The 13039-nt window shown below is 59.9% G+C and carries 7 protein-coding genes; all 7 read right to left on the reverse strand.

Annotated features, from left to right (window positions below; genetic code table 11):
* Nucleotides 1–37: 37 nt before the first annotated feature.
* A complete protein-coding gene (locus Q7U39_13545) occupies nucleotides 38–1474 on the reverse strand; it encodes a patatin-like phospholipase family protein (GenBank protein ID MDO9118976.1) in 1437 nt (478 codons plus the stop codon).
* Nucleotides 1475–1515: 41 nt separating this feature from the next.
* The gene (locus tag Q7U39_13550; GenBank protein ID MDO9118977.1) at nucleotides 1516–2577 is read right to left on the reverse strand and encodes a hypothetical protein; all 1062 of its coding nucleotides are present in this window, start codon (nucleotides 2575–2577) and stop codon (nucleotides 1516–1518) included.
* Nucleotides 2578–2776: 199 nt separating this feature from the next.
* Nucleotides 2777–3343, reverse strand: a complete 567-nt coding sequence (locus tag Q7U39_13555; GenBank protein ID MDO9118978.1) for a TIGR00645 family protein — start codon at nucleotides 3341–3343, stop codon at nucleotides 2777–2779.
* A 122-nt stretch (nucleotides 3344–3465) separates the two neighbouring features.
* Nucleotides 3466–4128 carry a hypothetical protein gene (locus Q7U39_13560; GenBank protein ID MDO9118979.1) on the reverse strand — a complete coding sequence of 221 codons (663 nt, stop codon included), beginning with the start codon at nucleotides 4126–4128 and terminating at the stop codon, nucleotides 3466–3468.
* 6 nt (nucleotides 4129–4134) lie between these two features.
* Entirely contained in the window at nucleotides 4135–8541 is a 4407-nt protein-coding gene (locus Q7U39_13565) for a PAS domain S-box protein (protein MDO9118980.1), read from the reverse strand.
* Between the two features lie 207 nt (nucleotides 8542–8748).
* Nucleotides 8749–9441: a response regulator transcription factor gene (locus Q7U39_13570; GenBank protein ID MDO9118981.1), complete on the reverse strand. Its 693-nt coding sequence runs from the start codon at nucleotides 9439–9441 to the stop codon at nucleotides 8749–8751.
* A complete protein-coding gene (locus Q7U39_13575; GenBank protein MDO9118982.1) occupies nucleotides 9431–12985 on the reverse strand; it encodes a PAS domain S-box protein in 3555 nt (1184 codons plus the stop codon). Before Q7U39_13575 ends, Q7U39_13570 begins: the two co-directional genes overlap by 11 nt.
* Nucleotides 12986–13039: the final 54 nt, after the last annotated feature.

The raw sequence follows: 13039 nt of genomic DNA on the forward strand, positions 1-13039 counted from the left end.
TGCACGTGTCCGGTTGCTCTCTCGGTCAGTCCGGCAGTCAATGCGCCGGGGCCGCTTGTAAGAATGTCACAATCCGGCCCTGCTGTTTCTCCACGACTTTCTTCGCCGCGGCGAACAGCAGCGGCGCGTGGCAGTCCTCGTCGATCTTAAACAAGGTTGGAATCTGCCGGATCACCCGCTTCACGTCCTCCGGGGTGAGCCCCGAAGGGCATCCGGCGGGGATCGGATCGTCTTGAGCCCACTCGGCGTCGGTATGCCGGAGGATGATGAGTTTGAGCTGATTGTAGTCGGGGAGCAGGACGCCTTCGGTTCGGAGGCTGTGCCAGAGCATTGCCTGATAGGCGTTGGCCCGTTCTTCCATGATGCCGACAATCCGGGAAGGATCCTCGATAAAAACCTCAAACCCTTTCTCGCTTCTACCGAGGTCGGCCGCCCCCTCATCGAAGGGATAGGAGGTGTCGATGACGAGGATCAGCCCGCGTCGTGTTTGCGGGTGAGCCGGATTCAACTTGTTCAGGAAAAGGGTGGTCAGTGATTCCGTGCCGAGATTATCGAAGAGCCCGCCGTCGCCGACGTGGGTATAGGATGAGGATCCCGCTGTCTGATAGGTCACCGGTCCGACCACCGGTGGAAATGAGGCGGAGGTGGCCACGGCGAGCGACACCGGCAGCGTGCGGTGATCACCGCCGAGGTCTTCCACGGTTAACGGGAGGAACTGGTTCTTGGCCCGATCCACGCTGCGGTCGAAGCTGGCCTTGCCTTCCGGGGTGAATTGGAGGCCCTTGGCGATCAGCTTGGCGCGCAACTCTGCGGTGAAATCGTAGGCAAAGTTCGCCGGGGCCAGCGTGGTCAGCACGAGCCGACGGCCTGAGTTGTACATCGTGCCGTTCAGCATGATCTGCGGCGCATCTCCATGTCTGGTTCGCTCATACAATCCGGCAAAGGTGATCTCGTCGAAAAAGTTGGCATCCCAGACATCGGCGAACGAATGCGCGAACTTGGTGGGGTTGGCCACCCGGAAGTTCAGCACCTGACGCCCCAGTGCCCGGATCTGAAAGTTCTTCTGCATGTCATCTTTGAAGCGGGCGAAAAACTGCTGATACGCGGGAGACAGTTGTTGGCCGGCAAACATAGGCTCCGTCTTTGCCGGTTTCTTGACGGCGTAGTAGGCCGTCGCCAGACTCCCGCCCGAGACGCTGGACATATGGGTGACCGCTTCCAGGACGCTGCGTTCCTGTCCGGCCTCCATGAAGCGGACATTCGCGAGGGCTTCCAGCGTGCCGGCAGCGAAGGTTGCGGCGCGGCTCCCGCCGCCTGATACGGCGAGGCCGACCACTGTGTCTCGATCGGGCAACGGGGCAAAGACCGGCTGGTGCTGGTCGGTATGAGCGGGGAGCTGGTGGATCTTGGCAAAACACCCGCTGAGAGCGAGAAGGTATCCCAGGCTCAGGCTGAGTGAGAGTGTGCGTGTCATTGCGTCCTCGTCAGTTCGTCATATGCGCTGATGTTGAGCGATTAGGGATGCTGTGTGACTTGAAAATAGCAGAAGCCTTCGTGCTCGACGAGTTTCTTTGCAAAAACTCCCGCGGCTGTTTCGAGCGTGGCGGCGACGGTTTCGTTGTTCGTGCCGAACAAGCCCCCGCCGCGCACGGCTTTTCCTGTCAGAGAGGTGACGACAGCTTCAGTTCTGAGGGCCTGGCGCGTCACGGTGGCCAGAGCTTCAAACGAAATGGGCGGGTGAGACGGATCGAAAGCCGGATAGGGGGCGGCCGTCGTCGGCAGACGGAGGGCCGTTGCCTGTTGCACGGCGGGAACACGGAAGGCGGCGTCGAAGAAGGCTTCCAGAAACAGGCGGGTGAGGTCGGCGCTGACCCGTTGTGAGTTGATGGGCGTCGTTGTCGGTTCAACGGCATGGGTCGCGTCAATCTGCGCGGTGGCGGAGAGGCCGGGAAACCGAACGGTGTTCCCCCCGCGGTCCACAAACCCTCGCGAGGTGACTTGGACGATCCCGCGCACCGTTCCTGCGGCGGCGTCGGGGGTAATGGCATAGCGCACGTCGCCGAAGTAGGCCTGGTTGTAGGCGAGGAGGAGTTGAGCAAAGAGCGAGGGGTCTCGCGCCAACGTATCCTCATCGAAATCGAGATGGGTCTGCCAGTGGCGGATTGCGTCGGTGAGCAGGCGGAGTTTGTCCAGATCCAATTTGCGACGAGAAGGGTCAGCGAAATCGCCTGCCATATCGGAAAGGACACGTAAGGATGCCGCGTTGCTTCCGGTTCGATCGAGAATCCGTTCAACCAACGCTTGCACGGGTGCCCGGAGTCTGCCGCCGATCGTGATAGGCGAACTGACCGATCCTGTTGCAGGGGGCTCTGTCGCAATACTGAGCGGCAGGCTGGTTCCGTCATGCGCTTGTCGGATGCAGGCCCGGAATTGTTCAGCCTTCACAGAATCGCCCGCGAGCTTTTCTTCAAACGAGGATCGATGCACATCGAGACTCCCTCGCAGATCAATGAGCGACGACGTGCAGGCGGTCAGAAGCGGAAGGGTCAGGAGTGTGATGAAACCAATGCGACGCATGATGGTCTCCAATCGTGGAGTCTAAGAATGGGGGCACGGTCGCAGATGAGACGAAGAGGTCCGCAAGAGCCATTCCGTGATGTGTCCCGGTGCAAAGACCGGAGAGTCAGGTTTTCACCGGTACGGTTCCGTGCAGATCGACCGGGCGCTCAACAATGGGTCGGGAGTAATACAGCCTTGTATGGGTTTCGATCCCGGATCAGTGCTTTTTATCTCTCTGCATGATCTTGTCGCTCCACGCAAGGAGGATCGCGGAGCCGAGGAAGGTGAGGTGGATGAAGATCTTCCATTTGATATGTTCAATATCTTCATTCGCGATGTTCACGAACGATTTTAAGAGATGGATGCTGGAGATCCCGATCAGTGAGGATGCGAGTTTGATCTTGATGGTACCGGGGTCGATGTGGGTCAGCCAGTCCGGGCGATCCGGATGCTCTTCCAGATCCAACTTGCTGACGAATGTTGCGTAGCCGCCGATGATCACCATGGTGAGCAGATTCGCGACCATCGTGACATCGATCAATCCGAGGACCCCCAGCATAAAGATGGTCTCTTCCTGCTGATTGATGTGCCGGACCATCTCCCAGAGCTCGATCAAAAACTTATAGGCGTAGAGCAGCTCCGCGACGATGAGCCCTCCATACAGCGGCGCTTGAATCCAGCGGCTGGCAAAGACGACGAGTTCAAAGACATGTTCGATCTGGGCAACCGGGGTCCGGTGCGATCGTGTCGGCGTATGGGACGGGGACGAATGCTCGCTGGACATCAGGCCTCCTCAACCAGTCATAGGCCCGCTCAGGGCCACGTGTGCCGCGTATCCTAAAGTGCGTTGTACAACCTGTCAATTCAGCTGTGAGAAGTTGAGCGACTTCGCCGGAGTGTCGCCGGCTACGCAGCGTTGGCGGTGATCGACGGGACGGTCGGTGAGGAGGGCGGCGCCGCGCTTGAATGTGCCGCTGACTGCGCCTTGAGCAACGTGGCCGCTCGTTTTCCGGCCAGACGAATTTGCTCGGCGCCCGTTCGTGCGGGATGGTCCGGCGTGAGTTGCGCGAGCAGAAGATCGGCAAACCCGTTGATGGAGGTCAGGAGATTGTTCAGATCATGGATCAACCGTGGCGGAGCGGCGGCGATGTCGGGGCGCGGTTCATCCGATTTAAGAAGCCCGGCGCGTCCATTCACACGGGCCACGGCCCGTTCAATGGTGCGCGCGTGATCGGCGTCGGTCGACGGGAGCAGGCAGAGCACCTCGTGAACGCCTTGCCGAAGCATGAGAAGCTGAACGGATTCGTCCATCTTCATGACCAGCCCTATGATCGCAGTGGTGGGTGAGGCAGTATGGATCGTGCGCAATTCGGTCCGTGCCGTTGCTTCGTCGACAAGGATCAGATCGACTCGGTGCGACTGGAGATAATCCAGCGCATCGGGAACGGTGGTCACGGATGCCACGTTCAGAGGTTCAGCAAAGTGTGTGTGCATCCATGCGTCGAGGGTCCCGGCAAGGGGCAATCCCGCCCCGATGAACACAAAGGAGGTTGGTGGGTGGAGCATCATCGCTGTCTACGCCGCCGCTCGGTTGTCGGATGGGGGCAGCCACTGAGTCAGTACTCGGTGGAGATCCTGACTCTTGACCGGTTTACTCACAAAATCATCCATGCCCGAGGCCAGGCAGTGTTCGCGGTCGCCGGCCATCGCATTGGCGGTCATGGCGATGATGGGAAGGCGGGTGCCCGGCTGCTCATGTGTGCGGATCATTTTCGTCGTTTCAAATCCGTCCAGTTCAGGCATCTGACAATCCATGAACACCAGATTGTAGTGATGGCGGGTCAGTGCTGCGAGCGCCTCGTTCCCGTTGCTCGCCACATCGACGCGATAGCCGAGTTTCTCCAGCATTTTCACGGCCACTTTTTGATTCACAGGATTGTCGTCGACGACCAGGAGGCGTCTATGGGCGTGAACTTCCGCCACCTGGTGACGGGTGATGAGTGCCGGAGTGGCCGAGGTGGTCTGCTCGTCGGCCTGGGGAACGGGCGACTGTCCCATGACCAGACGTAAGCAATCATAGAGGTGCATTTTACGCACGGGTTTCGTGAGGTAGCCTGAAAATCCTGTTGAATGAGCAACCTTCGCATCGCCTCGGCGACCCAGCGAAGTCAGGAGGACGAGTCGGGTATGGTCGAGGCGGGTATCTGCCCTGATCGCCTGGCCGAGCTGAAGCCCGTTCATGCCTGGCATCTGCATGTCGAGAATGGCGAGATCGAAGGGTTTCCCCTCGGCAGAGGCACGGCGGATGAGGTCCAAGGCCGAGGGCCCACTCTCGGCGCTCTCGTAGTGCATCTTCCAATCGCAGGCATGGTATTGAAGCAGGCTCCGATTGGTGGCGTTGTCGTCTACGAGACAGATGCGCAGGCCGCTTAGGCTGTCGATGGGCGTTGGCATCGGGGTTGATGTGGCGGCGGGAGTCTGCTTGCAAAGTCGGAGGGTGAACCAGACACAGGTGCCGGTTCCAGGAGAGGACTGTAGGCCGATCTGGCCCCCCATGAGTTCCGTCAGCCGCTTGCAGATGGCGAGGCCGAGGCCGGTTCCGCCATATTTGCGAGCGGTCGAGCTATCGGCCTGCGTGAAGGATTGAAAGAGTTTCGCCTTGGCTTCCTCGGTCAGGCCCACGCCGGTGTCGACGATTTCAAAACGCAGGAGGATGGACGCGCCGTCCTCTTCTGTCTTCGTCACCTGCACCAAGATCTCCCCGCGCTCCGTGAACTTAATGGCGTTGCCGATCAGGTTCGTCAGGATCTGGCGGATGCGTCCCGGGTCTCCGACCATGGCATTGGGGGCTTGTGCATCGATCAACCCCACCAGTTCAAGCTGTTTGCTCTGCGCCGTGGGGGCGAGCAGGTCCAGGATGTCCTCAATGGTCGTACGCACGTCAAACGGGATAGATTCGATCGTGAGTTTGCCGGCTTCAATTTTCGAATAGTCCAGGATGTCGTTGATGATTCTCATCAACGACTCGCCGGAATGCTTCAGGGTCTGCACAAATTCTTGTTGTTCAGGCGTGAGAGTAGTATCGAGCAGGAGTCCGGTCATGCCCAGGAGGCCGTTCATCGGGGTGCGGATTTCGTGGCTCATGGTGGCGAGGAACTCGGATTTCGCCCGAATGCCGGCTTCGGCGGCATCTTTGGCATCGATCAGATCCCGTTCCATCTGTTTCCGGCGGGTGATATCGCGGCAGGTACAGAGGATGGTCCGGCGGCCGGTGCCCGGATCTTCCAAGAGGGTCAGCGAGAGATCAATGTGGAAGGCATTTCCGGACTTCTGTTTCCCGACCACCTCGCCTTGCCATTGCCCTGTCGAATGCAGGATCGGGAGGTACATCTGTTCGATCATCGCCGCCCATTCAACGGGGTGCAGCTTTGTCCAGCTTTTGCCGAGCAGATCGTCAACGGTGTAGCCGAATATTGAGGCGTGGGCCTGGTTCATGTAGATGTATTGGCCGGTGTCGTCGAGCAGGGCCATGCCGTCTTGGGCATGTTCGATGGCCTGCTGCAGCCGGAAGCGAGCGGCGTCGTTCTGCTTACGTTCCGTGATATCGGTGATCGAGGCGAGGACCTGGCGTCCTTGCGGAGTATTGACCGGAGTCAGCCCGATCTCAACGGGAAACTCTCCTCCATCCTTGCGGCACCCGTGGAGTTCTCGGCCCTCGGCCATCGGTCGGGACGCACCTGAGGCCATGAACGACATCCGTTGACCATGATGGGCCGTGCGGAAGCGCTCCGGAAGAAGGATCTCCACCGGTTGTCCGATCAGTTCGTCGCGGCGATAGCCGAAGGTCTGTTCGATCCGGGGGTTCGCCAGAGTGATCCTTCCGTCGTCCGCCACCATCAGCATTCCGACGTAACTCGACTCGAATACCTGTTTGAATTGTACTTCGGCGGCTCTCCGGTCGGTGATGTCTTCGGAAATGCCTAAGAGATACTGCGGCGTGCCGTAGGCATCGTACAGCGGGAGTTTCTTGGTCTGCAGGATGCGGATGCCCCGGTGCTTGGTCTTGATCTCTTCCTCGGGAATTTCCAGCATGGAGCCACCGGCCAGGACGGCGCGGTCTTTGCCGGTAAAGAAGTCGGCCTCCTCTGGGGGAAAGAAATCATAGTCCGATTTTCCCAGCAATTCCTCGCGCGAAAAGCCGGTAAGGCGCTCGCCCGCCTTATTGAATTCCACGAAGCGCAGAGTCTTGGCATCCTTCACAAACACCATATTGGGGAGGTGGTCGAACACCGCATGCAGCAACGCTTGAGAGTGCTGCAGCTGCAGCTGATCTTCCCGTCGTTCTGTGATGTCCTGAACCGTGCCCACGGAGCGCAATGGACGCCCCTCGCCGTCATAGGTCGTTTCACCACGTTCCTGCACATACTTGATCCGTCCATCCGGCATCAGTAGCCGATGGACGATCGCATAGGAGGTGCGGTTCTCCACCGACCGCTGGTAGGTCTCATTCACCAGTGCCCGGTCGTCGGGATGGACGGCGTTCAAAAATGCTTCGTAGGAGGCGCTGAACTGCGCCTGGTCGATCTCGAAGATCCGGAAGATTTCATCCGACCACAGCAGCCGGTCATTCACCAGATCCAGCTCCCAGTTGCCGAGATGCGCCATGGCCTGGGCGTCCCGCAGCCGGGCTTCGCTCTCGCGCAGCGCCGCGTCCGTGTGCTTCCTTTCGGTGATGTCTTCCGTGGTGCCGACATGGCCGACCACTTGATCGGTCTCGCTCCTCAGCGGGCGTGAGCGGGCATGCACCCAGCGGATCGACCCGTCGGGCCGTTGCATCCTGAACTCAAGCGAAAATTCTCCCCCAGTCTTCGCGGTCCGACTCCAGGCCGCAGACACTGTGGGGCGATCCTCTGCAAAAACGGCTCGACTCCACCCTTCGCCCAAGCTTTCTGCGAGGGATAGCCCGGAGATCGTCCGCCAAGCATCATTGGTATAGAGATAGCTTCCATTCGCATCGGTTTCAAAGATGCCGACTGGGGAGGTGGCCGACAGGGTTTCAAATCGCAAACTCTGCTCCTGCAGTTCCCGTCCATGCCTGACTTCGTCCGCCAAAGTTGCTGCGAGCCTGTCGGATTGGATTGCAACCGCATGCTCTTGTACGGCCAGAATCGATTCAAGGGTCGCGACACGGTCCTGCAAGGAGGCGAGCTGGTTCGTTGCCAATGCCTGATCGACCGACGAGGTGTTTACGGTCGGGGGAAGGATCAGCCGATTGTGCTCGAATGGCGCCAGGGTCAGTTTGGTTGAGAGGGCGAACGCTTTACAGAGGTCGGCGGTATCTTTCGTGACGGGAACGTTCGCAAAGAGAATCACTGTGAACATTTCGCCGGTCGCGAGCAACCCTCCGAAGCCGAACACGGATTGAATGCCAAACGGCACGACGAATTCGGTCTGGCCCGGCACGTAGGGACTACCGAGCGCCTGTGGGACATGGAAGGCGTTGAAGGTGGTGGCGTATTGATCCGTCAGGAGGGAGGAGCCGGCTTGTTCGAGAAACGGCAGATCAATGCGAAATTGGGCGAAGAGCTGAGAGAACATCGGCAGTTTGGCCAGGGCATCCGGTCCGCTCAGCGGGATGACGCGGAAGCGGCTGGATTGAGCCGGGTGGTTCCAGCCTTCAACGGCTCCCGTGCTGGCAAGCAGAGTCAAGCACTTCATGCCGAGATTGGCAGGTTTGCCTCCAAGGCGGGCATCGGCCAGCGCTTGCAGTTCGGGGCTGAGCCGGTCGTAGGGGTGAGTCTTGAACAGCCGTACGAGGACGCAGGCCGGATCTTCGTCCGGTCCGGTCGTCAGAGTGGTGTAGAGGTATCGTGTAATTCGGTCTGCCGCGATTTCAATGGAAGACGCATCGGCCCCAAGCTGTCGCAAGGCCGCACTGCAAGCGGTCATGTCTTGGAGCCGGAATGTGGAGACGTCGAACATGGCGTCCTCGGGGCGCAGATAGACGGAGGGCTGCGGAGATCCACATCTTTTTCGGATCGAAGCCGGACAAACTTGATGCGGTAACCGTCGCGCAGGCTGGTGAGGATTGCAGGGAAGAGAGGGCTGGATGTCTTGTCAGGTCGTGACCACCCTGTATCGGTGTTTGCCGAAGAATCTTTAGGCGGGCGCGTGCTGGGAAGGCTGGTCTTACGGGGATTGGGAGGGCAGCGGCGGTATAGAGCCCTTGAAACTCCCGGCGTACATGGCGGCCACTTGAGATCGCCGTCCGATCTGGAGTTTGGAGTAGATGTTCGCCAGATAATTTTTTACGGTCTTCTCGCTCAGATCCAGGCGTTGCGCGATTTCCTTGTTGGTCAGGCCTCCGGCGACATGGGGCAGGATGCGCTGCTCTTGGGGGGAGAGGAGTGATCGTTTGGCGGGGAGCTGGCCGGCCGGCAGGTGCTTCATCCACGAGAGCGTATGGGTGGCGAGGCGCGGGTCGATCAAGGGTTGTCCGGCGGCGACGGTCTTGATGGCGCGGATTAGCGCGGCGGAGGCAATGTCTTTCAGCACATAGCCCTGGGCGCCGGAGAGAATCGCTTCAAGGACGGTGTGTTCATCCGCGAAGCTGGTCAGAAAGAGAATACGGATCTTGGGGTGTGCCGAGAGAATCTCGCGTGCGGCATCGATCCCGCTGCCGTCCGGCAGGCGGATGTCGAGCAACACGACGTCCGCCTTTGTGCGACGGCATTGCGCGATGGCATCGGCTTTACTTTGGGCTTGGCCGACCACTTTCATGCCCGGCGTCAGATCGAGCACGGCGCCGAGCCCGATGCGCACCACCTCGTGGTCGTCGACGATCAGCAACCGGATGGGCGAAGATTTTGTTTTAGCAGGCATGGAGCTCTCCTCTTGGGACGTCGATCGTGACTGAGGTGCCGCGGTCGGGCGTGCTGTCAAGCGTGAACTGCGCGCCGATGGTTCTGGCCCGTGCGGCCATATTGGCCAGTCCGTGGCCGCGGCGGCGTTTGCGGCCGGGGTCAAAGCCTGTGCCGTCATCGGCGACGCGCAACCGGATGGAGCGATCAGTCTTCGTGAGGCTGATAGAACGGTGTGTCGCGCCGGCATGGCGGACACTGTTGCTCAAGGCTTCTCGCGCGATACTCAGCAACTGCTCGCCGATCGTCGGGGTGATGGCCGTGAGCGCAGCGGGGTCGATAATCAGCTCGGGCGCGGTGCGAGTTTCCGATGAGCAGGAAGCGGCGAGCTGGTTCAGGGCCACCGTGAAATCCAGCGTCGGCGCCGTGCGGCGGGTCAGGTCGGTGATGAACTGCCGGACTTCCAAGACGAGATGGTTCAACTGCCGGATGGCCTGGGTGACATGCTCCTTGGATTTGCGCGGGGCTTTCCCCACCAGCAATTTTCCCGCTTCGAGCTGCATGCCGACGGCGTAGAGGGATTGGAGAATATTGTCGTGCAGATCCTGGCTGATCCGTTCCCGATCTGCCGAGGCCCGTTTGCGGTCGGTGATATCCTCCACGACCGCGAGCAAGAGCGGCGCATCCTGCCCGTGAACTGTGAGATGACTCGCGCGGATGGACACCCAGATGATTTCGCCGGTTTTCCGGATATACCGCTTCTCGTACGTATAACCCGTTCGTTGCCCTGTGAAAAACTCGTCGGTTAACACCAGATTCTCATGCAGGTCGTCGGGATGGGTGTAGAGCGCGTAGGTATGGTTGATTACTTCCTGTTCAGAATAGCCCGTGAGCGCGCAAAAGGCTTTGTTGGCGCTCAGGATATGCTTGTCGGCATCGGCCACGACCAGCCCCACCGGCGCATCGGCGACGAAGCGCTGCCACCGCTCCTCGCTCTCCCGCAACGCGGCTTCGGCTTCTTTCTTCTCCGTGACATCAGTCCCGACGGTAAGAATGCACCTGGTGCCGTTGAGCTCGATCAATTCACTTGCGACCAGGCAGTACCGCAAGCGCCGGTCTTTGGTTTGGAACGCGAATTCCACGCCCCGGAGAGTTCCCGTTTCCAGGAGTTGCGCGACAAATCTCGTCCGGTCTTCCGGCTTCGGCCACAGTTCAATGGCGATGGTGGTGTGTCCGACCGCTTCATGGCGTTGGAACCCGAAGAGTTGCAACGCGGTGTCGTTGACTTCGATGCAGCGGCCGGTGGCCAATTCGGTGATGAGCACAGGATGGGGACTTGACCGGAAGGCAATCTCGAAACGTTCTTCGCTGATCCGGAGGGCCTGCTCGGATCTGTATCGATCCAATTCGCCGCTCACCCATCGGGCCATTAAGAGGAGAAAATCTTTTTCGGCGGAGGTGAAAGGAGTCGCGTGTGGCGGCTGTCCGAGAAAGCAAATCGTCCCGAAGACGTTATGCTCTTCGATGAGTCTAGTCCCAAGGTATGATTCCATCCCAAGCATCTCATAGCCGGGGTGTGTCCGCCAGCTTGACTGCGCGGCATGTTCGATGGCCACGGGTTGAGCCTCTGTGAGCGTGGCACTGCAGTACGTATCGCATAATGGCATGTGTGTGCCGGGAGCGAAGCGTCGGTCGGGATCCGAGGCGTGGGTAATGATAAGTTGATCTCCCTCGGCCTTTGTCATCAATCCAATGGGAAGCTGAAACCTGCGGCATCCCAATTCCAGGACTGAATGGATCCGCTGATCGAGCGTGAGGCCCGGAGCCGAGGTGGCCTCCTGAAGAGCCCGGATCGCTTGTTCGCTGTCGCGGAGGGCTAGCTCGGCCTGCTTGCGGTCGGTGATGTCCCGCATGAAACAATGGTGTCCGATCATCTCCCCGTTCGCGTTATCGATTCGGACCATCATGACCTGTTTGAAAAAGATGCTGCCGTTTTTTCTGACACCGCGGGCTTCAAATTCCCCCTTGCCGGCGGCACGGAGCTGATCGAAGGCCTGTGCGACCAGCGGGAGGTCGTCGGGATGAACGGTCGGTGTCCAGGATTGGCCGATCAATTCGTCCGGACCGTAGCCCAGCGCTGAGGCGTAGAAGCTATTCACGGTCAGATAGTGTCCGTCGGTCGTGAGTCGGGCAATGCCCGGCATGGCATTCGAAAGCGCCAGGTTGAGCTCCCTCGCCGATTCTTCGGCCAGCTTTTGTCTCGTGGTCTCACGAATGATCGCCGCGACGGTGGGCGAGTGGCTTGCGCCGGCCGGAATCCGGCTGAGTACGGCGGAAAAGTGCCGAAGCTGGTCCTTTAGCTGGAGCGAGTACTCGACCGACTCGGGCGTCCCCGTTTCAAGGACGCGGTGAATGATCGTGCGGTAGTAGTGTCCCGTCTCAGGGCCATGTATCTCGTCGAGCGTATTGCCGACAATCTCCTGCTTGGGGAGCAGCAGAAGGTCGTCGTTGTGCGTCCACACATTCAGATAGACGCCGCGCTCGTCCAGTTCGAACGCCAGATCGTCGAGCGCATTGAGGAACGACCGGAGGCGCTCCTCGCTATGGGTGCGGGCGGCCTGGGCCTGTCGCTGTTCCGTGATGTCTTCACAGACAATGAGAATGATCGGGCTCCCGTCCGGTCCGGTGATGGCCCGTGCCCGTTCTTTGACCCAGAGGAATTGTCCGTCCTTCCTGACTTTTTGGATTTCCCAGTCGAAAGTTCGCCCCGGGCTCTGTGAGCACAGGCGGAGTTGTTCCTGCACGGTAGGATGATCCGCGGCTTGGAATACGGCGAATACCGATTGTCCGACCAATTCGCTTTCGCAATACCCCAACTCTTCTGCCCCGAACCGGTTGACGGAGAGGACCGTGCCGTCAGGCGTCAGGGTGAAGTACATCGTGGGGTTGTGTTCGTAGAGGGCGTGATACCGTTGTTCGCTGGCTTTCAGCGCGGCCTCAGTCTGTTGCCGCCGCTCGATCTCTTCCTGAAGGTCACGCACGGCGCGTTCTAGGCCGGCGGTGCGTTCCCTGACACGATGCTCCAGGGTCGCTTGTAGATCAATCAGGGCCAGCTCGGTTTCTTTCCGTCGGGTGATATCTTCGGTCGTGCCCGCCATGCCTGCGACGCGGCCGTCTGGGTCCAGCACGGCGCGGCCTCGACAGGAGACCCATCGGATGATTCCGTCCGGCGTGACGATTCGATGGTCGAGGTGGTAGGGCTGACGGGTTTCGATCGCGGTCTCGATTGCCGCCTGTAACTGCGGCCGATCTGATTCATGCACGAGGCTCAAGAATCCTTCGTACGTGCCGGAAAAATCGCCCGGTGATAGTCCGAAAATCGTATCAGATTGCGGGGACCACGCGATCTCTCCGGTGGCAAGACGCCATTCCCACGTGCCGATTTCTGCCGCCTCAACGGCACGATGGGCAGGGGAGGCAGTCGATAGCGTGCCCGGTTTCTGCATGATGTTGCCGCTGGGTTGCGTCGCGGTCTCGGATGGTGAGGGAGGGGAGGGACGGTGCATGACGCTTCGTGCCTTGGTTCGCTGGTCAGCCGGGGAGGTCACCGGTCCGCCCCG

The organism is Nitrospira sp., from assembly GCA_030653545.1.
Lineage (GTDB): Bacteria > Nitrospirota > Nitrospiria > Nitrospirales > Nitrospiraceae > Nitrospira_D.

What these genes read in the sequence shown, in the direction of transcription:
- Q7U39_13545 (MDO9118976.1), bottom strand. Translation starts at nt 1,474, where the DNA reads ATGACACGCACACTCTCACTCAGCCTGAGCCTGGGATACCTTCTCGCT.
- Q7U39_13550 (MDO9118977.1), bottom strand. Translation starts at nt 2,577, where the DNA reads ATGCGTCGCATTGGTTTCATCACACTCCTGACCCTTCCGCTTCTGACC.
- Q7U39_13555 (MDO9118978.1), bottom strand. Translation starts at nt 3,343, where the DNA reads ATGTCCAGCGAGCATTCGTCCCCGTCCCATACGCCGACACGATCGCAC.
- Q7U39_13560 (MDO9118979.1), bottom strand. Translation starts at nt 4,128, where the DNA reads ATGATGCTCCACCCACCAACCTCCTTTGTGTTCATCGGGGCGGGATTG.
- Q7U39_13565 (MDO9118980.1), bottom strand. Translation starts at nt 8,541, where the DNA reads ATGTTCGACGTCTCCACATTCCGGCTCCAAGACATGACCGCTTGCAGT.
- Q7U39_13570 (MDO9118981.1), bottom strand. Translation starts at nt 9,441, where the DNA reads ATGCCTGCTAAAACAAAATCTTCGCCCATCCGGTTGCTGATCGTCGAC.
- Q7U39_13575 (MDO9118982.1), bottom strand. Translation starts at nt 12,985, where the DNA reads ATGCACCGTCCCTCCCCTCCCTCACCATCCGAGACCGCGACGCAACCC.